At 32.2% G+C, this 21,228-nt stretch carries 17 protein-coding genes, 1 tRNA gene and 2 rRNA genes; 7 read left to right on the top strand and 13 right to left on the bottom strand.

The window, feature by feature from the left end:
• Positions 1 to 7: 7 nt before the first annotated feature.
• The 4 genes from ACMCMH_RS02980 (at position 8) to ACMCMH_RS02965 (ending at position 4,235) form a co-directional block, all read left to right on the top strand.
• Positions 8 to 83, top strand: a tRNA-Ala gene (locus ACMCMH_RS02980).
• Between the two features lie 257 nt (positions 84 to 340).
• A 23S ribosomal RNA gene (locus ACMCMH_RS02975) occupies positions 341 to 3,233 on the top strand.
• A gap of 111 nt (positions 3,234 to 3,344) precedes the next feature.
• Positions 3,345 to 3,460, top strand: a 5S ribosomal RNA gene (gene rrf / locus ACMCMH_RS02970).
• A gap of 142 nt (positions 3,461 to 3,602) precedes the next feature.
• Positions 3,603 to 4,235, top strand: a complete 633-nt coding sequence (locus ACMCMH_RS02965) for a carbonic anhydrase (RefSeq protein ID WP_412726941.1) — start codon at positions 3,603 to 3,605, stop codon at positions 4,233 to 4,235.
• Positions 4,236 to 4,269: 34 nt separating this feature from the next.
• Here the strand turns inward: ACMCMH_RS02965 and infC are convergent, their stop codons facing one another.
• The 4 genes from infC to rnc all read right to left on the bottom strand — a co-directional run bounded on the left by infC (position 4,270) and on the right by rnc (position 8,460).
• Complete coding sequence (gene infC, locus ACMCMH_RS02960; RefSeq protein ID WP_412726939.1) at positions 4,270 to 4,812, bottom strand: translation initiation factor IF-3; 543 nt, start codon at positions 4,810 to 4,812, stop codon at positions 4,270 to 4,272.
• Positions 4,809 to 6,626 (bottom strand): threonine--tRNA ligase, encoded by a 1,818-nt coding sequence (gene thrS, locus ACMCMH_RS02955; protein WP_412726937.1) that lies wholly within the window; start codon positions 6,624 to 6,626, stop codon positions 4,809 to 4,811. The genes infC and thrS overlap by 4 nt, the downstream gene beginning before the upstream one ends.
• Before the next feature lie 83 nt (positions 6,627 to 6,709).
• The gene (gene aroC / locus ACMCMH_RS02950) at positions 6,710 to 7,783 is read right to left on the bottom strand and encodes a chorismate synthase (protein ID WP_412726935.1); all 1,074 of its coding nucleotides are present in this window, start codon (positions 7,781 to 7,783) and stop codon (positions 6,710 to 6,712) included.
• Positions 7,783 to 8,460: a ribonuclease III gene (gene rnc, locus ACMCMH_RS02945; protein ID WP_412726933.1), complete on the bottom strand. Its 678-nt coding sequence runs from the start codon at positions 8,458 to 8,460 to the stop codon at positions 7,783 to 7,785. The genes aroC and rnc overlap by 1 nt, the downstream gene beginning before the upstream one ends.
• A gap of 106 nt (positions 8,461 to 8,566) precedes the next feature.
• Here rnc and ACMCMH_RS02940 point away from each other — a divergent pair, with 106 nt between their 5' ends.
• Positions 8,567 to 9,529, top strand: coding sequence for an ABC transporter permease (locus ACMCMH_RS02940; RefSeq protein WP_412726931.1), 963 nt, complete (start codon positions 8,567 to 8,569; stop codon positions 9,527 to 9,529).
• Positions 9,530 to 9,531: 2 nt separating this feature from the next.
• Here ACMCMH_RS02940 and msrA read toward each other — a convergent pair whose 3' ends face one another.
• The 5 genes from msrA to ACMCMH_RS02915 all read right to left on the bottom strand — a co-directional run bounded on the left by msrA (position 9,532) and on the right by ACMCMH_RS02915 (position 13,644).
• Positions 9,532 to 10,029: a peptide-methionine (S)-S-oxide reductase MsrA gene (msrA, locus tag ACMCMH_RS02935; protein WP_412726929.1), complete on the bottom strand. Its 498-nt coding sequence runs from the start codon at positions 10,027 to 10,029 to the stop codon at positions 9,532 to 9,534.
• Positions 10,030 to 10,032: 3 nt separating this feature from the next.
• Positions 10,033 to 10,398 carry a methionine-R-sulfoxide reductase gene (locus ACMCMH_RS02930; protein WP_412726927.1) on the bottom strand — a complete coding sequence of 122 codons (366 nt, stop codon included), beginning with the start codon at positions 10,396 to 10,398 and terminating at the stop codon, positions 10,033 to 10,035.
• A gap of 84 nt (positions 10,399 to 10,482) precedes the next feature.
• Positions 10,483 to 11,538 carry an aminofutalosine synthase MqnE gene (gene mqnE / locus ACMCMH_RS02925; RefSeq protein ID WP_412726925.1) on the bottom strand — a complete coding sequence of 352 codons (1,056 nt, stop codon included), beginning with the start codon at positions 11,536 to 11,538 and terminating at the stop codon, positions 10,483 to 10,485.
• A gap of 20 nt (positions 11,539 to 11,558) precedes the next feature.
• Positions 11,559 to 12,428 (bottom strand): signal peptide peptidase SppA, encoded by an 870-nt coding sequence (gene sppA / locus ACMCMH_RS02920; protein WP_412726923.1) that lies wholly within the window; start codon positions 12,426 to 12,428, stop codon positions 11,559 to 11,561.
• Entirely contained in the window at positions 12,412 to 13,644 is a 1,233-nt protein-coding gene (locus ACMCMH_RS02915) for an aminofutalosine deaminase family hydrolase (RefSeq protein WP_412726921.1), read from the bottom strand. The genes sppA and ACMCMH_RS02915 overlap by 17 nt, the downstream gene beginning before the upstream one ends.
• Positions 13,645 to 13,708: 64 nt before the next feature.
• Between ACMCMH_RS02915 and aroQ the strand changes: the two genes are divergently transcribed.
• Both aroQ and ACMCMH_RS02905 read left to right on the top strand, forming a co-directional pair.
• Positions 13,709 to 14,188 (top strand): type II 3-dehydroquinate dehydratase, encoded by a 480-nt coding sequence (gene aroQ / locus ACMCMH_RS02910; RefSeq protein WP_412726919.1) that lies wholly within the window; start codon positions 13,709 to 13,711, stop codon positions 14,186 to 14,188.
• A 9-nt stretch (positions 14,189 to 14,197) separates the two neighbouring features.
• Positions 14,198 to 15,220, top strand: coding sequence for a M24 family metallopeptidase (locus ACMCMH_RS02905; protein ID WP_412726917.1), 1,023 nt, complete (start codon positions 14,198 to 14,200; stop codon positions 15,218 to 15,220).
• A 31-nt stretch (positions 15,221 to 15,251) separates the two neighbouring features.
• On the opposite strand, the gene ACMCMH_RS02900 is transcribed toward ACMCMH_RS02905, so the two are convergent.
• From ACMCMH_RS02900 to ACMCMH_RS02885, 4 genes are all read right to left on the bottom strand, one after another.
• A complete protein-coding gene (locus tag ACMCMH_RS02900; protein ID WP_412726915.1) occupies positions 15,252 to 17,216 on the bottom strand; it encodes a DUF1538 domain-containing protein in 1,965 nt (654 codons plus the stop codon).
• Positions 17,217 to 17,284: 68 nt separating this feature from the next.
• Positions 17,285 to 17,986 (bottom strand): NAD-binding protein, encoded by a 702-nt coding sequence (locus ACMCMH_RS02895; RefSeq protein WP_412726913.1) that lies wholly within the window; start codon positions 17,984 to 17,986, stop codon positions 17,285 to 17,287.
• Positions 17,976 to 19,553, bottom strand: coding sequence for an NAD-binding protein (locus tag ACMCMH_RS02890; RefSeq protein ID WP_412726911.1), 1,578 nt, complete (start codon positions 19,551 to 19,553; stop codon positions 17,976 to 17,978). Before ACMCMH_RS02890 ends, ACMCMH_RS02895 begins: the two co-directional genes overlap by 11 nt.
• A gap of 15 nt (positions 19,554 to 19,568) precedes the next feature.
• Positions 19,569 to 21,119: a 2-isopropylmalate synthase gene (locus tag ACMCMH_RS02885; protein ID WP_412726909.1), complete on the bottom strand. Its 1,551-nt coding sequence runs from the start codon at positions 21,117 to 21,119 to the stop codon at positions 19,569 to 19,571.
• Positions 21,120 to 21,228 lie beyond the last annotated feature (109 nt).

Genomic DNA, 21,228 nt, shown 5'->3' with positions numbered 1-21,228 from the left:
ACTACATGGGGAATTAGCTCAGCTGGGAGAGCGCCTGCCTTGCACGTAGGAGGTCAGCGGTTCGATCCCGCTATTCTCCACCATGTTTTACTAAACTTAAATATAAGTACTTAAAAAGAAGTATTTATATTTGATTTTACGGAATCAAAAGTTATTTTACAATTTACTGTTAAAGTCTTTATTTTTTCTAAGAAAGAAAATAAAAATACAATTTTATAATACTATTTAATTATATATAAATTATTATATTTAATAAGATAGTAGCTAAAGAATAATCATAACAACATAAGTGTTAAATCATATATTACTTGTAATATATGTATTTGAACTTTAATTTATCAAATAAGCTATTAAGGGCTAATGGTGGATGCCTAGACTATAAGAGGCGATGAAGGACGTACTAGACTGCGATAAGCATTGGGGAGCTGTCAAGAAGCTTTGATCCAGTGATTTCCGAATGGGACAACCCAGTATAATGAGAATTATATTATCTAGATTTATCTAGAGGCGAACTCAGGGAAGTGAAACATCTCAGTACCTGAAGGAAGAGAAATCAATTGAGATTCTGTTAGTAGCGGCGAGCGAAAACGGATTAGAGCGGTTATATTTAGCATATTAGTTAGTAGAAGTAGTTGGAATGCTACGCGATACAGAGTGAAAGCCTCGTATATGAAAACTTTTATGTGGAACTAAGATAATGAACGAGTAGGTCGGAACACGTGATATTTTGACTGAATATGGGGGGACCACCCTCCAACTCTAAATACTACTTATAGATCGATAGTGCACAAGTACCGTGAGGGAAAGGTGAAAAGTACCCCAGTGAGGGGAGTGAAATAGAACCTGAAACCATTAGCTTACAATCATTCGGAGCCCTATGTCTTGTACAGGGTGACGGACTGCCTTTTGCATAATGAGCCTGCGAGTTGTGGTATATGGCAAGGTTAAGTCAAGTACGAAGCCGTAGCGAAAGCGAGTGTGAATAGCGCGAATTAGTCATATGCTGCAGACCCGAAACGAAGTGATCTATCCATGAGCAGGTTGAAGCTGGTGTAAGAGCCAGTGGAGGACCGAACCGGTGTGCGTTGAAAAGTGCTCGGATGACTTGTGGATAGGGGTGAAAGGCCAATCAAACTTCGTGATAGCTGGTTCTCTCCGAAATATATTTAGGTATAGCGTCATGTAAATTAGAATAAAGGGGTAGAGCACTGAATGGGCTAGGGCTGCTTACCGCGGTACCAAACCCTATCAAACTTCGAATACTATATACTTTACCATGGCAGTCAGGCGTAGGGTGATAAAATCCTATGTCGAGAGGGGAACAACCCAGACTAACAGCTAAGGTCCCTAAGTCGTACTTAAGTGGAAAACGATGTGGAGTTACTGTGACAACCAGGAAGTTGGCTTAGAAGCAGCCATCTTTTAAAGAAAGCGTAACAGCTCACTGGTCTAGTGATTCTGCGCGGAAAATATAACGGGGCTAAAGTACGCACCGAAGCTTTAGATTACAGTTTACTGTAGTGGTAGGAGAGCGTTCTATTCAGCATTGAAGCCATACCGGTGAGGAGTGGTGGAGCGGATAGAAGTGAGCATGCAGGCATGAGTAGCGATAATTAAAGTGAGAATCTTTAACGCCGAAAACCCAAGGTTTCCTACGCGATGCTCGTCATCGTAGGGTTAGTCGGGTCCTAAGTCGAGTCCGAAAGGGGTAGACGATGGCAAATAGGTTAATATTCCTATACTTATAATAGAGCGTGATGTGGGGACGCATAGAGTTAATCGAGCTGGCTGATGGAATAGCTGGTCGAAGGATGTAGGTTGTAGCATAGGCAAATCCGTGCTACACTCGACCGAGATCTTACAGGCCGAACAAAATCTTCGGATAGCGTTTGGAATCGATGATACTGTCGTGCCAAGAAAAGCCACTAAGCATATCTATTATAACCCGTACCGTAAACCGACACAGGTAGGTGGGATGAGTATTCTAAGGCGCGTGGAAGAACCCTGGTTAAGGAACTCTGCAAACTAGCACCGTATCTTCGGTAGAAGGTGTGCCTACTTAGGTATTAGGGATTTACTCCCGAAAGCTTGAGAGGTTGCAACAAAGAGTCCCTCCCGACTGTTTACCAAAAACACAGCACTTTGCTAACTCGCAAGAGGATGTATAAGGTGTGACGCCTGCCCGGTGCTCGAAGGTTAATTGATGATGTCAGCGTAAGCGAAGCATTTGATCGAAGCCCGAGTAAACGGCGGCCGTAACTATAACGGTCCTAAGGTAGCGAAATTCCTTGTCGGTTAAATACCGACCTGCATGAATGGCGTAACGAGATGGGAGCTGTCTCAACCAGGGATCCAGTGAAATTGTAGTGGAGGTGAAAATTCCTCCTACCCGCGGAAAGACGGAAAGACCCCGTGCACCTTTACTATAGCTTTACACTGCTATTGGGATATTCATGTGCAGGATAGGTGGGAGACTATGATCTATGGACGCAAGTACATAGGGAGTCATCCTTGAGATACCACCCTTGAATATTCTGATAGCTAACTGGGAACAATTATCTTGTTTCAGGACAATGTATGGTGGGTAGTTTGACTGGGGCGGTCGCCTCCTAAAAAGTAACGGAGGCTTACAAAGGTTGGCTCAATCCGGTTGGAAATCGGATGTTGAGTATAATGGCATAAGCCAGCCTGACTGTAAGACATACATGTCGAGCAGAGACGAAAGTCGGTCATAGTGATCCGGTGGTTCTGTGTGGAAGGGCCATCGCTCAAAGGATAAAAGGTACGCCGGGGATAACAGGCTGATCTCCCCCAAGAGCTCACATCGACGGGGAGGTTTGGCACCTCGATGTCGGCTCATCGCATCCTGGGGCTGAAGCAGGTCCCAAGGGTATGGCTGTTCGCCATTTAAAGCGGTACGCGAGCTGGGTTCAGAACGTCGTGAGACAGTTCGGTCCCTATCTTCCGTGGGCGTAGGAAAGTTGAGGAGATTTGCCCCTAGTACGAGAGGACCGGGGTGAACGTAGCACTAGTGTACCAATTGTTCTGCCAAGAGCATCGTTGGGTAGCTACCTACGGATGAGATAAGAGCTGAAAGCATCTAAGCACGAAGCCAACTCCAAGATGAACTTTCCCTGAAGATCCCAGCAAGACTAGCTGGTTGATAGGATAGATGTGTAAGTGCAGTAATGCATTCAGCTGACTATTACTAATAGATCGTTTGGCTTATTTTTAAACTTATTCTTTAGTTTACTATCTTATTAAGTATAATAACTGATAAGTATTATAATCGTATTTTTATACAAAGACTTTAACTTTAATATTCTTAAATCAACATCTTAGATGTTGGTGGTTATTGAGAGGAGGTCATACCCAGTTCCATTTCGAACCTGGCAGTCAAGCTGCTCATCGCCGATAATACTGCAGGGTCCCCTTGTGGAAACGTAGGTCGCCGCCAACTTCTAAGATGTTTTTTTTTGCTCGTTTTTTCTATCTTCCTATCTTTTATTACTTTTATTTCTTTTTGTTTATAGTTTGTTTTATTATGCTTCTGTTTATCTATTTTTGCATATAATTCTATTTAATTGAAATAAGGTAATAAAATGATAGATAATTTGATTAAAGGTAATAAAAAGTTTAAAGATACACACTTTCATAAACTAGAGAGTAAATTTGATGATTTGGTTGAATTTGGTCAGAAACCAGATACATTATTTATTGGATGTAGTGATAGTAGGGTTGTTCCTGATCTGATTGTAGATAGTAAACCGGGTGATATGTTTATTTTACGAAATATAGGAAACTTTGTTCCTCCATATAAGAGTGATAATGACTTTCATGGTTCAAGCGCAGCCATAGAGTATGCTGTGAGTGTTTTAAATGTAAAAGATATAATAGTATGTGGTCATAATCATTGTGGAGCTTGTGCTGCATTATATCAAGATTTGAGTAATGAACCACACTTGGTTCATGTGAAAAAATGGTTGGAACTTGGACATAAGGCAAAAATGCTTACCTTAAATACAATCAAAGACAAAAGCAAAAAAAGCGAGATTTTACGAATGACTGAAAAAGAATCGATAAAAAATCAACTTGAAAATTTATTAACATATCCTGAAATATACAGAAAAGTCAATAATGGAGAACTTGATATTCATGGATGGTATTATACAATAGAAACAGGTAGTATAGAATACTATAATGGAACTAGTCGTGAATTCGAAGAATTAAAATAAGAAGATAAATATTTTATCTTCTTAGAATATGTATTTAATGTTTCTCTTTTTTTAAAGGTACGACAAGCATGTTTACATATCGTCCTTCTAGTTTAGGATCATTTTCTTTTGAAGCAATATCTTCAACCATGGGCCATACTCTAGTAAGAACTTCAGCTCCTGCAGCAGGATTTGCCATCTCTCTACCTCTTAAAAATACTCGAAATTTTACATGATTTCCTTTTTCTAGAAATTCTCTTGCATGTTTAACTTTATAATCAATATCATTTTGTGCAATTTTAACAGAAAGTTTAATCTCTTTTGTTACAATGATTTTTTGATTTTTCTTTGCTTCTTTTATTTTTTTCTCTTGTTGATACTTAAATTTACCATAGTTCATTATTTTTACAACAGGTGGTTTTGCATTTGGAGCAATACAAACTAAATCAAGTCCAGCTTCATCAGCTAATGCTAATGCATCTCTTGAAGTCATTATTCCATGTGATGAACCATCATCTGCATTACATCTTACTTCTTTAAATCTAATATCTTCATTTAATAATGTGTCGTCTTGTTTTTTATTGTTTTTAAAACTCAAATTTTATCCCCTGTTTGGTTTGATTTTAGCATATCTAAGAAATCTTCTTTAGACATTTCACTTCTTTCTCTTTTTCTTCTATCTCTAAGTGCTACTTTTGCATTTGCAACTTCATCATCACCAACAACTACAATCATTGGAACTCTTTGTTTTTCTGCAATTCTAATTCTTTTATTAAGACTTTCATTTTGATTAAATACTTCACTATCAATTTCTAAAGCTTGTAGTTCTTTTGATAGTTCTTTTGCATAATCATTATGTGAATCGGCAATAGGTACAATAATTACACCCGTTGGTGCAATACTCATCGGAAATTCACCTGCAAAATGTTCTGTCATAATTCCAATAAATCTCTCAAATGAACCTAAAATAGCTCTATGAATCATCACTGGTCTTTCTCTTGTATCATCAGAAGTTGTGTAGTTAATATCAAATCTTTCTGGTAGATTCATATCAACTTGGATTGTACCACATTGCCATTTTCTTCCAATTGCATCAGTTATTTTAATATCAATTTTAGGACCATAAAATGCTCCTCCACCTTCATCAATACCATAATTATAACCATTTTCATCTAAGGCATCTTTGATACCTTTTGTTGTTGATTCCCAGAATGCATCATCTCCAATAGCTTTTTTAGGTTTAGTCGATACTTCCATTTCATATTTAAATCCAAAGAAAGACATAAGACTTTCTACAAATTCAATTACTTCTATAATTACAGATTTTACTTGATCTTGTGTACAGAAAATATGTGCATCATCTTGAGTAAATTCTCTTACTCGAAATAATCCATGCATTGCACCACTTAATTCATGTCTATGCACTACACCATATTCGAAAAATTTAAGTGGTAAATCTTTGTATGAAACTAAATCGTTTTTGAATATTTCAATATGTCCAACACAGTTCATTGGTTTTAAACCATATTCCATATCATCTATAGAAGTAAAATACATATTTCCTTTATAGTTGGCATAGTGTCCAGACTTTACCCAAGCTTCTGCTTTTAAGATTTCAGGTGCTCGAACTGGTTGATATCCTCTTACTCTATGCGCTTTATACAATAGTTGTTCTAATTTACCTCTAAGTCGTGCACCATTTGGGAGCCATAATGGTAAACCTGCACCAACATCATCGCTAAAAGTAAATAGTTTTAAATCTGTACCTAATCTTCTATGATCTCTTTTTTTTGCTTCTTCAAGCATAGTAACATAATCTTTTAGTTCTTGTTTATCAAAGAATGAGATACCATAAATTCTAGTAATCATCTCATTTTCTTCATCACCACCTAAATATGCACCAGCAACTCTTATAAGTTTGAAGTTTCTGATCATTTTTGTATTTGGAAGGTGAGGTCCTCTACATAAATCTTCAAAGTCACCTTGTAAATATACAGTCAAAGTATCATCAGTTATTTTTTCTAATACCATTTGTTTTAATGGATCATCTCTAAATTTTTCTTCTATAGTAGATCTTTGGCATTCTTTTCGCTCAATTGGTAGCTTTTTATTTGCTAATGCTTTCATTTGTTTTTCGATTATTGGAAGATCATCATCATTTAATTGTTTATTTAATTTAAAATCATAATAAAAACCTTCTTCCACAACTGGTCCAACAAAAAATTGTGCTTCGGGGTGTAGTTCTTTGATAGCTTGAGCCATTAAGTGAGCTGTTGAGTGTCTTAAAATTTCTAATGCTTGGGCTGAATTATCAGCTTTAATTTGTTCTGATTCGCTTGCTTCTATATTTAAAGCTTTAGCTGTTTGAAGATCATAAATTTGACCGTCTTTATTTATACCTATGTAATCCAATGAAGTCCTTTTCTTCTTTTCATTTTTTAAATACAACTATTCTATCAAAGTTGTACTTAAAATAATTCTTTTATTTTGAAATTTTATTTATATACTTTTCGTAAATGCTCCATTTTTGCACCCATATTGAGTAAAATCATATCAACTAAAACACAAGACATCATTGATTGGGCTACAATACTTCCTCTTGTTGCTACACAAGGATCATGTCTTCCTTTTAAGTTATAATTTACATTTTCATTCTCTGTATTAACTGTTTCTTGCTCTATAAATATAGATGGAGTTGGTTTAAAATATACTTTCATCTCTATATCATCACCATTGCTAATTCCACCTAAAATACCACCACTATGATTTGTTTTGAAACCATTATCTCTTATTTGATCATTATTTTCATCACCTTTTAAAGATACAGAATCTATACCATCTCCAATATCAATAGCTTTCACAGCATTTATACTCATCATTGCATCTGCTAAAACTGAATCTAGCTTGTAATAAATTGGTTCACCTAAACCTTTCGGAACATTTGTAGCTTTTAGTGCAACAACTCCACCTACACTATTATGGCTGTTTTTTGCGTTTAATATTGCTTTTTTCTGTGCTTCTTCTTGATTTTTATCTAAAGCATACATCTCACTTGTTTTTGCATATTCCCAGTCAAATTGTTCTGATTTTATACCTTCTATATTACAAATACCACTAAATACTTCAATTCCTAAGTCTTGTAAAATAAGTTGTGCAATTGCTCCAGCCGCAACTCTTGCACTAGTTTCTCTTGCACTACTTCTTCCACCACCTCTATAATCTCTTATTCCGTATTTATGAAAGTAAGTGTAATCAGCATGACCAGGTCTAAATAGATCTTTTACATTATCGTAGTCTCTACTTTTTTGGTTACCATTGTACAATACCATTGCTATAGGAGTACCTGTGCTAAATCCTTCAAATGTACCACTTAAGATTTCTATTTTATCATCTTCTTTTCTTGCTGTTTGTAGTTTGTTTTGACCTGGTTTTCTTCTATCCATCTCACTTTGAATAAAATCTAAATCAATTTTTACTCCCGCTGGAACTCCATCGACAATACATCCTAATGCTACTCCATGGGATTCACCAAATGTTGTAAAACGGAATTTTTGCCCAAATGTATTCATTATTTTTTACCTTGAAGTTGGTTGAGTACAATTTTTGCTGCTGCTTGTTGTGCTAGTTTTTTACTTTTACCTTTTGCTGTAGCATAGTGCTTGTCATTTATCCATAAAGATAACTCAAACTCTTTTTCATGATCTGGACCAATTGCTGATTCAAGTTTATATACAGGGATAGCCCCAAATTTTGCTTGTGTTACTTCTTGAAGTGCTGTTTTATAATCACTAAAAAGTTCATTGAGATTAATCTCTTCGTAATTTTCATCAAGAAGTTTTAATATCATTGGTTTTAAAACCGTTAATCCTGACTCTATATAAATTGCACCCATAATTGCTTCAAAGGCATCACTTAAAATAGAAGCTTTTTTTCTTCCTTGGTTTCTATCTTCGGCTTCAGATAAATAGATATAATCACCAAGGTTAATAGCAAGAGCTAGTTTTGTAAATCCTTTTTCATTTACTAGTGAAGCTCTGATTTTTGAAAGTTCCCCTTCATTTGATGCAGGAAACTTATTAAATAAAAATTCTCCAACAATTAGATTTAATACAGCATCGCCAAGATACTCTAGTCTTTCATTGTTAAAAACTTTTTTATAACTTTTGTGCGTGAGTGCTTCGATTATCAGGTCTTTATTTTTAAACTGATAATCCAAGCACTTTTCAAGTTCATGATACTTTTTCATTTTTTTTCCTTTTATATTGTTTGATCAATTATATCAAAAATAGATAAAAAGGATATTTATATATAAGTTAATAGTTGATTAATCGTAAGTTTAATACAATTCTTCTATGAAACTCCTAATCAAAAAACTTATTTATTTATTTACAATGTTATTTATAATAGCGCTTATCTCATTTTTAGCAATTTATTTAACTCCTAATAGTTTTTTTGCTAGTGGAGATTTGAATCCAAATATTACAAAAGAATCACTTGAACATTTAAAAATGATTTATGGATTAGATCGACCTATTTACATACAGTTTTTTTCTTGGATACAAAACATACTTCAACTTGATTTTGGAATCTCTTTTGTTAGTGGAGTAATGGTTAAAGAAGAGATTTTAAGTCGTATTCCTATTACATTAACTATCAATATAATTAGTATAATATCTATTTTTATTATTTCATTATATTTAGGAATAAAAGCGGCCATTCAAAAAGATAGTTTATTTGATAGATTTGTAGGTCAACTTTCTTTGTTAAGTTTTTCGCTACCATCTTTTTATCTTGCACTTTTAGGTGTGTTGGTATTTTCTGTAAACTTGGAGGTGTTGCCCCTTTCTGGACTTCATAGTAGTAATGTTGATGAAAATAGTTTGTTATATTATGTTGATACGGCATGGCATCTTATTTTACCAGTTGGTATTATTATATTTGGAGGTATTGGAAGTTTAACTTTATATATTCGTTCTTTGACAATTGAGATTTTAAAAAGCGACTATATCTTTTTTGCAAAAAGTAGGGGACTTGAACCAAAAATACTTTTAAGATACTACATATTACCAAATTTATATCCACCCGTAATTACTCTATTGGGTTTAAGTTTACCAGCTATTATTGGGGGAAGTGTTTTACTCGAAACAATTTTTTCAATTGATGGGATGGGACTTTTATTTTTCCAATCTGCATTAAGTAAAGATTATCCCGTTATTATGGGTATTTTGATAATAGGAGCTTTTCTAACTCTTTTAGGCAATATGCTAGCAGATTTAGCATTATTAAAGCTCAATCCAAATATAAAAAAATTGTAGTCTTAAAATTTTTTTATATAGCTATGACAGTATGGAACTTTGTTGTGCACAAAATAGTAGTCTTGATGATAATCTTCCGCTTCAAAAAATGGAGTGTTTTGAGCTGAAATGAGTTGTGTAACTACATCATAACCTCTTTTTTTAAGTGTTTGAATTAGCTCTTTTGATATTTTTAGTTCTTCATCATCATTATAAAAAATGGCACTAAGGTATTGTGTCCCTATATCTGGGCCTTGACCATTTTTTTGAGTTGGGTCGTGTATCTCAAAAAAGAGTTTTGTAAGTTCCTCAAATGTAATGATATTTTCATCATAATTGACTTGTACAACTTCGAAGTGTCCTGTCGTGCCACTACAAATATCTTTATAAGTTGGATTGTTTAAGTGCCCACCCATATATCCACTGATGGCACTTTGTACACCTTCTAATTTTTCAAAGTAGTATTCTACTCCCCAAAAACATCCACCTGCAAAATATGCATTTTTGATATTTGAAGTCATAAATCACTCTTTCTCAAAATTTATAGAGACAGAGTTGACACAGTGTCGTGTAGATTTTTCAGTAAATCCTTCACCTCTAAACACATGTCCAAGGTGTCCTCCACAATTTTTACACACAATCTCTACTCGTCTTCCATCTGCATCTGGTACTTCTTTTACATTGTCTTTGATAGTATCATCAAAACTTGGCCAGCCACAGCCACTATCAAATTTTGAATTTGAATGAAAAAGTGGAGTGTCACATTGTTTACAAGTGTAGGTTCCTGTATCCTTATTGTCACAGTAGATTCCTGTGAAAGCTCGTTCAGTTCCTTTGTTTATAAGTACTCTTTTTTCTTCATCGTTTAAACTATTGTAACTTTTAGACATTTTATTTCCTTGTAGAATCGAATCTATTTGTAGTTATTATAAAATTTTTTAATAACAATAAAGTAAAGATTTGTATGTACTTTTTTAACTTAATTCGTTATATAAACTATCTCTTTCTACTGGTTCAAAACCGCTACTTACAATTAATTCAATAAATTCTTTTTGTTGCATTCCATTTGCACTTTTTGCACCTGCTGCACTATTTATAGACTCTTTTTCAATTGTTCCATCTAAATCATTTGCTCCAAATTCTTGAGCGACCAAAGCTAAATTTACAGTTGAAGTTACCCAATATGCTTTTAAATTTGGAATATTATCTAGCATAATTCTACTAATGGCAAATGTTTTGAGTATCTCTTGAGCAGTTGGGAAATCTTTTACTTTTAAAAAGTTATTTTCCTTTTGATATACAAGAGGTATGAAAGCATTGATCCCCCCTGTTTTATCTTGTAGATTACGAAGTCGTATCATATGGTCAATTCTATTTTCTCTACTTTCTACATGACCAAATAGCATAGTTGCATTTGATTTATTGCCTTTTTTGTGCCAAAGTTCATGAATCTTTAGCCATTGCTCAGAGCTTACTTTGCCACCACAAATCTTTTTTCTCACCTTTTCATCAAAGATTTCAGCACCACCACCTGGCATACTATCTACGCCATTTTCAATCATCATATCAATAATCTCTTCATATGATTTATCATACTCTTGGCTTAAAAAATGTATCTCTGCTGCTGTGAGTGCTTTGACATGAATATCTGGAAATTGAGTTTTGATTTTTTTGAATACATCAAGGTACCATTGGAGTCCTGTTTCTGGGTTGTGTGCAGATACTATATGTACCTCTTTTATTCCATTTTTAACACTATTTGCAACAGTTTCTAATATCTCTTCATGAGAAAGAGTATATGGTTGAGGATTTTTTCTACTGGCACTATAAGCACAAAACTGGCAAACATCTTTACAAATATTTGTTGGATTTATATGTCTATTTATATTATAGTAAGTTTTTCTTCCAAACTTTTTTTCTCGTATTTGTGAAGCATAAGCACCTAATTCTAATAGGTCCATATCATATAAAGCTAATCCCTCTTCTAAGGTTAATCGTTCATTATTTTCTAATTTTTCTTTTAAATTCATTTTTCTTTTTTACCCTTTAACTAGTATGCTACTAAACCATTCAAATTTGTAGTAATATTTGCAATTGTATTGTTCATCATATTTTGCATAAATTTATCCATTTTATTTTCTTTTGACCAAATCGGTTTTTCTACTTTTGTTAAATCAACAAGAACTCTTTTTGCTGTTGATATCGTAGCTACTTCATCAATGAGTCCTACTTTTTTTGCTTGGTTAGATGTGAAAATATGTGCATCTGCATAAAGTGTATGATCTTCTTTTTTTAAATTTCTTGCATCTGCTACATCAGATACAAACATATCATAAGTATCTTGTGTTACTTTTTCCAACTCTTTTCGTTCATCATCTGTCCATTGTCTTGTAGGTGTACCTGATTCTTTGTATTTACCAACTTTTACAGTTTGCGTTTTTATACCTATTTTTGACATAAGTTCACTTGCATCAGCACTTTGCATAATCACTCCAATGCTTCCAATCATACTTCCTGGGTTTGCGATGATTTTATCTGCCCAAATTGAAGCATAGTAACTTCCACTTGCCATAATTCCACTAGCATAAGCAACAACTGGTTTACTCTCTTTTAGCTCTTTAATTGCATAAGCTAGCTCAACAGAGGGTGCAACTGCTCCACCAGGAGAATTAACTTTGAGTAAAACTCCTTTGATAGTATTATCAAATTTTGCAGTTTCGATTTTTTCTAAAACTTCATCAACAACCATAATTGGGCCGTTAAGTTCTATTATTTGTAAGTTTGCTGTTTCTAGATTTTTTGTATCTGTATTTGCAAATACAAAATATAAAATAGTTAGAAATAGAAATGTTTTAAAATTTCTTTGGATAAAAGTAATTGGTGCTGTGATTGGATAAAATAATTTACTTATTAAGTTCATCTGTTCCCTTTATATATGTTCTTTTTGTTTGTGTTGTATGTAATATTATAGCTGTTGCTAAATCATCTTTATTGTTACATTTGTCTGGAAGATTAAAAGAGATAATATCTGCGTCAAAACCTTTACTGAGGATTCCTGTATTGAGCCCTAAAGCTTTAGCACCACCTTGTGTTGCTGCTGTTAATAATTTTGTTGCTAATTGATTTGTATCTAGATTTGTGTGCATAAAAAATGCATTTTTAATCTCTTCAAACATATTTAATGTATTGTTTGAACTCAATCCATCTGTTCCCATCGCTAATGGGATATCATTTAAATAGCTTATATTTAAAAGCGTATTATTTAAAAGTCTATTTGAATTTGGACAATGGGTAATTGTAGCACCCAATTCTTTAATTTGTTGTAATTCTTTTTTATTAGCTTCGACACAATGGGTAAAACTTAAATTATCAATATTTTTAAATTGGTCTAAAAAATCATTTGGTTTTGTTAATGATGTTTTTTGGTCAAGCATATTTTTGAAAAAAGATTCAAATTCTCCATGAGAATAATTAAGCCAATCATTTTCTGCTTTACTCTCTTGAAAATGTGCTGAAACGGGCATATTTGATTCTTTTGCAATTTTCAGTACCTCTCTAATAAGAAATGGATGTGTTGAATAAGGTGAATGAATAGCAATAGCCGGTAAAAATTTTTTAGAACTTTGTGATATAGCGGATTTTAGTTTTTCTTGAAAATCAACAAATAAAGTATCTATCATATCTGGTTTGCTTCCTAAAATTTCAGTAAAATAGACTACATTTAATGCTGATTGAACACATGAATCTAAATCAAATCCATACGAACTAATTGCTCCAATTGTTGTTGTCCCATTGGCAATCATTTTTTTTAGTTCACTATCAATGAGCTCTTTTGTAGCTTTTTCTATAACTTCTTCTCTATGTTCAATTACAGAAAAAAGCCATTTCACAAAATTTCCATACTGAAGTGTCGTTTTATTTGCAGAAAATTCTAAGTGAACATGTGTATTGATGAGTCCAGGCATAATAACTGAATTTTTACCTAAGTATTCAATATCTTCATTTGCGTATTTATTTCTAAAATCATCAATTGTTCCAATATCTAAAATCGTTTCCTCAAAAGCGATTGCTCCATTTTGTATAATTGTAAACTCATTATTACAAGTCAATAGCCAATCAGCATATAGAAATTTCATGAATTATTATCCTCTTATAAAATTTTTGATATTATACCAAAATATTATAATTTAAAGGAAACTAATGAAAATAGCAGTAATACAAGGACCGAACTTAAATATGTTAGGTATTAGAGAACAAAATATTTACGGACCAATGACACTTGATCAAATACATGATCAAATGAAAGGAAGTGCTGAACAAAATGGTGTAGAATTAGAATTTTTTCAGTCAAATTTAGAGGGTGAAATTGTAGATAAGATTCAAGAGTGTTTAGGTACTGTAGATGGAATTATTATTAATCCTGCAGCTTATAGCCACACAAGTATAGCAATTGCTGATGCAATTTCTGCTGTTTCTTTACCTGTAGTTGAAGTACATATTTCAAATATTTACAAAAGAGAAGAGTTTAGACAAAAATCTATTACGGCATCTTCTAGCTTAGGTGTTATTACAGGTTTCGGTCCTTTTGGATATCACATGGGTCTGATTGCATTAATGCAAATTCTAAACGAGATGAAAGTTGCAAAAGAAGCACAACAAGTAACTCAAAAAGAATCGTAATTTTATAGTATGAAAAATTACATACTTCAAAATGAAAATGCAGTTTATTTTGAGTGTGGATATAGTTGTGATAATGTAATTTATATTAGTATTGGTGATGATAATTATTTCATCACCGATGCACGATATGAAATCGAAGCTAAACTCATGGCTCAAAATTGTGAAGTTATCATTACAAATAATCTTATCAAACAAACTCAAGAAATTCTTCAAAAAAGTAAAATCAAAAAAATAAACTTCGATCCAAATGATTTTAGTGTATATTTATATGAAAAACTTACATCAAATCTAAATATACAATTTAGACAAAAAGAGAACTTTTCAAAACTAAAACGACTTGTTAAAACAGATGCTGAGATAGATAAAATTTCTGCTGCCATGAAACTAGGAAGAAAAGGTTTTAAAAGATTTGCAGATTTTTTAAGAACTGATGGAATAAATAAAAGTGAAAAGTACCTTTTTTTTAAAGCAAAAGAATATATGAGTAATTATGGTGAACTTGATTTAAGTTTTGATCCAATAGTTGCTATAAATGAAAATAGTGCAAAACCACATGCTTTACCAACAGCTAAACTTATGAAAAAAAATGATTTTTTGCTAGTTGATGCTGGTGTCAAATATGAAAGATATTGTAGTGATAGAACATGTTGTACAAGTATAAGTAAAAATATGAGCTTTAGTAGAGGACAAAAATTTAAAACTAAATTAGAACAAAAAATATATGACATAGTTTTAAAAGCACAACTAACAGCAATAAGTAAAGTTAGAAGTGGTATGAAAGCTAGCCAAGTTGATAAATTAGCAAGAGATGTTATTGAAAAATCTGGTTATGGAAAATATTTTATCCATAGTACTGGACATGGTGTTGGCTTGGATATTCATGAGTATCCAAATATAAATAGTAGAAGTGATGTCATTTTAGAAGATAATATGGTTTTTACAGTTGAACCAGGAATTTATTTAAATAATAAGTTTGGAGTTAGAATAGAAGATACAGTAGTATTAAAGCAAGGAAAAGCAGTAATATTATAGTACTTTTCCTTTTCTTAAGGGGATAATTTATCTATCTCTTTGCTTTAAGGTCAGCAACCTCATGTTCAAAAATATCTTCTTGTCTCATACTTATACCTTTCATATGACTAATTGGAACAGCAAAAGCAATACCATCACCACTTGTTGTTATATGTAGTTTTCTAATAATCTCTCTAATAATATTATCAACAATCATACTTGGCACTATAAATAAAAGTAGTGCATCTGTTTCTTCATGTGTATGTCTAAAAATATTGTCAAGTTCGGCTAACCCCATTCCTGAAGCATTTAATATAGTAACCCCACTTGCACCAGCCATTTTGGCGGCATGTAAAGCATCATCTTTTTTATCTTGTGGAACAATGATAATAACAGCTGAAAAATCTAGATTCATAGAGTGTCTAAAATCAGTAGCATCTAGGTTAATAGTTGATAGACTCATATCATCAACACCCTCTAGTGAACCGTGAATTTTAGAAGCACCAACTTTTGCATCTTCTTCTGCAATTTGGCTATCAGATTTAATATTGAACTTATCAGCGATAATACCATATACCATTACTGTAATCATTGGAAATAAAGAAGCGAAAGCAATTAATCCAAATCCATCTAATAGGGGATCTCTTCCTGGAATATTTGTTGCAAGACCAATACCAAGTGCTGCTACTAATGGAACAGTAACTGTAGATGTTGTAACCCCACCAGAGTCATAAGCAATTGGAATAATATGTTTAGGTGCTATAAATGTTAGTGCAATAACGACCGCATATCCTGCGATGATATAGTAATGAATTTGACCACCATCAACAATTCTAAAAGCACCTAATGCAATACCAAATGCAACACCAAATGCGACAAATAATCGCAGAGTCATATCATTTATTTTTCCATCACTAATCTCTTTAGATTTTTTTGCGATTGCCATAAGTGCTGGTTCTGCCATAGTTGTTGAGAAACCAATAGCAAAAGCAAAAGCAAAAATTATCCAGACATTATTCATTTGAGTTAATTGATAAGCCATAGACTCACCTAAAGCAAATAACCCCATCTCTAATCCAAGAATAAATGCATATAATCCTAAAATAACGAGCACAAAACCAATGATAACAATTTTTAAGTTTTCTATTTTCTTTTTAAGAATAACATATTGGAAAAAGAAAATTACAGCAAGAATTGGAAGAACATCTTTAACAACTGCAAGAATACCTAATGTGATTGATTCAACTGAAATAGTTGTAGTTTCTGAAATAGTTGCCTCAACAACAATTTTCGCAACTTCTGTTGCATCAACAAAAGTATATACATATATCCCATATACTTGAACAAAAATCATAGGGGTAAGTGAAGCAAAAGCGATAAGACCAAACCCATCTATTACTGGATTTCTCCCTTTTATAGTAGAAGCAAGACCAATACCAAGAGCTGCAACTAAAGGAACAGTAACTGTTGAGGTTGTAACACCCCCTAAATCATAAGCCAATCCAATAATTTCAGGTGGAGCAAGAAAAGTTACTGAAACTACAGTAATATATCCAGCAATGATATAGTAATGTATTGGATGCCCTTTAATAATTCTAAAAACACCTAATAAAATAGCAAAACCAACAGAACCTGCTACAACAAATCGAAGTGTATCTGCATCAATTCTACCACTACTAATACTTGCAGCTTTATCTGCAATCACAGCTAATGCAGGTTCTGCAACAGTAGTACCAAAACCGATCATAAAACCAAATATTAAAATCCACATAGTGGAACCACTTTTAGCGAAATCTCGGGCAAGACCTTCACCTACAGGAAAAATTCCTATCTCTAAACCTTGTAGAAAAATAGCAAGTCCTATACCTACTATTATCATTCCTATTGTCGTAGCAATCCAATCAGATGGTACAGCTTGAATAATAATAAGCTGAAAAAATAAAATTACTAAAACAATAGGAATCAAATCTCTAAACGACTCTTTTAATAGACGCAAGAAAAAATAAAATTGTGTCATTGAATTCCTTTTTAATTTAAATCATAATTATTATAACAAAATTAATCTCAGAGTTTAATTTTATTTTTTTATTTGTTTCTATTTAGTAATAATGTAAACCTTTCTAAATCATCAGCTTTACCTAAAAGGACTAATGTATCACCTTCATCTATTTTATGTGCAATACCTTGTGAGTAAAAGATAAATTTATCGTGTATCTCTTTATCTAATATGCCTAATAAAATCAAATTATTCTCTTCTATAATATTTGTATTTTTTAAAAATACATTATTGAATATTGAAGATTTTCCTATAGTGATTTCAGAAATTTCTATATTTGACTCATTAAATAAAATATTGTCTAAGATGTCTAAAATATAAGGTTTATGCAAAAGGCGAAAAATTCGTAAGGCACCTATCTCATACGGATTGATGATTTTACTTGCACCTGCTAGTAGCATCGTTTTGTTATCTTTTGTTGCAAATGAAACAGAGATGATTTTTAAATCTTTATATAAGTTTCTGACACTTAAAGTTACAAAAAGATTAATGTTTTTATCATCACTAACACAAAAAAATGCTTGAATATTATTTTTTATCATATCAAGATATAGAATATTTTTATCATCCATAAGAGATATTTTTTTCACTTCATAGCCTAAAGATTTAGCTTCTTTGATAAGATGTAAATCTTCTTCTATGACTAAAATTTGATACCCTTTTTTTGATAAGAGACTTGCTATTTGTACAGCTAGTTTACTAAAAGAATAGATAATCACTTTATTTTGCATAAGAGATTCTTTGTTTTGGTTGATATGTCAAAATTTCCATTTTGAGGTGTTGAATTGATTCTTTATTTCCTATAATAATAAATATGTCATTTTTTTCTACTATATAAGTGTTTTTCTGTGGATTAAAAATAAATGATTTTTTATTTTCTTCTTTAATTACCCCAATCAATGTAATATTGAATTTGTTTATATTAATTGATTCTAATTTCAATCCTATACAATATGAAGATTCTTCTATCTTGATTTCGTCCATGATAGCATCTTCTGAATTAAGTAGAATATCGTCAATAGCTTCAAAAGCAACTGGTTGTCCTAAATATTCAGATGCAACAAGAGCTGCTATCTCATTTGCTAAAATAACTTCTGAAGCACCTGCTAAAAGTAGTTTTTCTTTTGCTTTTGGGTTATTTGCTCGTGCTATTATACGAATAGTTGGATTAAGTGATCGTGTAGATAAAATAATGGATAAGTTGACAGCATCATCATCTGTAATAGCTATCATACAAGTTGCTGCTTCTTTATGTATACCAATATTTTTTAATAGAGATGAATCAGTAGCATCTCCTTTAATAGCTAAAAAATCTTGGGTATTTTTGTTTTTAAATTTTTCATCATTTTTATCAATAATAAGAAAGTTTTGATTGATTTTTGTAAACTCTTTTGCAAGTACTTTTCCCATACGCCCAAATCCACAAATAATAATAAAGCTTGATAAACTATTTGTTTCTCCCATAACTTTTTCTTCTTTTAGAATAAGTAATTTTTCACTCAGTGCTGTTGTCACAATGGATGTAGAAAATGCAATAACACCCATTCCCCCTACGACTAAAAATAAAGTTGCAATTCTACCCTGTATCGTAATAGGACTAATATCTCCAAATCCAACAGTTGATATAGTAATAACAGACCAGTATATTGCATCAAAATAGTTATGAATATTTGGATTAACTCCTGCACCTTCATAAATGAAAATAATAGTTGAGCCAAAGGCAATTGCCATAAAAAATAGTATGGCTAATGTAAAAAATTCAAATTTCTTTTCTAGTAAAACATGTCTAAATTGTTGGATTGAATTTGTGTATCGTAAAATTTTAAAAAGTCTGAAAATCATCAAAATTCTTAAAATACGAAGAGGTCTATAGTATGGTAAAATTGCCAATAAATCTATTATAGACATAGGTGATAAAATAAAAGAAACTTTCTCTTTTAAAATTTTTCTTAAAGAATAGTTTAGATGAAATTCTTGATTTAAAAGTTGGCTTTTTTCATAATCTTTAATAATGTGTTTTCGTGAATTTGAACTGACCCATAATCTTCCTAACCATTCTATTATAAATATAATAATAGCAACAGTTTCATAAGCATCTACCCAAGGAAGAAGCTGATGATTTACTTCATAAATTAAGATTGCAACAGTACTCAAAACCAAAAATATCATAAAAAGATCAAAATATTTTCTTTGTTTTGAGTTTGTTCCTTCTAGTGTTTCATAAACAAAAGATTTTGTCCGATAATACTTTTTTGATGATTCTAAAAAATATGCAAATCTTACAAATTGAGTATTCATATAAAATATGTTAAATTATTTATTATTTAACATATTTTGTATACTTAAATAACTATTTAGTGCACCCACATAAGCTCTTGCACTTGCAATCATAGTATCTAAACTAAGACCATGTCCTAAAACAGCCTGTTTATCATCATTGAAAATAACCTGACAATTTACTTTTGCTAAGGCATCTTTCCCTTCTGTTACAGAGTTTACTTTATAGTTAATTAGTGTTCCATTGTACCCTGTAATTCTATCAATTGTTTTAAAAATAGCATCCATTGCACCATCTCCAATCCCTGCATCTGTTATCTCTTTGTCTTCGTGTTTAATTGTAACTACAGCACTTGGTACACCATTTGAACAGTCTGAGATTTGAACAGATGTGATCTCGAATGTTTTATTGTTATTAAGTTTTTCATCTGTAACAATCATTCTGATATCGTCATCAGTAATCTCTTTTTTCTTATCACAAATTGCTTTGAATTTTTCAAAAGCAGAAATCAATGCTTCATTATCTAAGTCATCAAATCCTAAATGTGATAAAGTGTCTTTAAAAGCTGCTCTACCTGAGTGTTTTCCTAAAACAATAGAATTGTTTTTTTCAATACCAATATCTTCAGGTTTCATAATCTCATAAGTTTCTTGATGTTTTAAAACACCATCTTGATGAATACCACTTTCGTGAGCAAAAGCATTTTTACCTACAATAGATTTATTTGGTTGAGGCTCTATACCTGTTATATTCGCTACCATTTTAGAAGCTTGATATATCTCTTTTGTATTGATATTTGTTGTGATTCCTGGAAATAGATCTTGTCGTGTTTTCAGTGTCATAACAATCTCTTCCATAGCAGCATTTCCAGCACGCTCACCTAAACCATTGATAGTACATTCAACTTGACCAGCACCAGCTTCAATACCAGCTAAAGTATTTGCAACAGCAAAACCTAAATCATTGTGGTTGTGTAATGACACAATTGCATCAGATTTCATTGAATCAATAAATGAAACCATCTCTTGAACCATATGTTTAATTTCACTTGGTAATCTATATCCTACTGTATCAGGAAGATTAATTGTTTTTGCTCCAGCTTCAATAACAGCTTGTGTTATCTCTTTCATAAAAGGTAATTCACTTCTTCCCGCATCTTCAAGTGAAAATTCAACATCATCAACAAATGTTTTTGCATATTCTACTGCATGTACTGCTCGTTTGATAACTTCATCTGTTGACATTTTAAGTTTATATTGCATGTGAATTGGACTAGTCGCAATAAAAGTGTGAATTCTTTTTTTGTTTGCAAATGCTACAGCTTCTCCTGCTGCTTTTATATCTCCATCAATTGCACGAGCAAGTGAACAAATTGAACTATTTTTGATAGTTTTTGCTATTTGAGAAATTGCATCAAAGTCACCAGGACTTGCTGCTGCAAATCCAGCTTCTATGATATCAACATTTAATCTTTCGAGTTGTTGTGCTATTTGAATCTTTTCTGATGTATTCATCGAAGCACCTGGAGATTGTTCTCCATCTCGTAAAGTTGTATCAAAAATTAATATATTTTTATTTTCTATCATCATTATCACCTTTTAAGTTATTGAACTATTATATAGAAATAAAATTAAAGTTTATATGAAATTATTCTCTAAAGTATAATTTAGGTATAATAATTAAATAAATAAATCT

The organism is Arcobacter sp. 15-2 (genome assembly GCF_047159865.1).
Classification (GTDB): domain Bacteria; phylum Campylobacterota; class Campylobacteria; order Campylobacterales; family Arcobacteraceae; genus JAIOSF01.
Note: the sequence above shows the minus strand (reverse complement) of the source record. Positions and strands in the feature narration are given on the sequence as shown.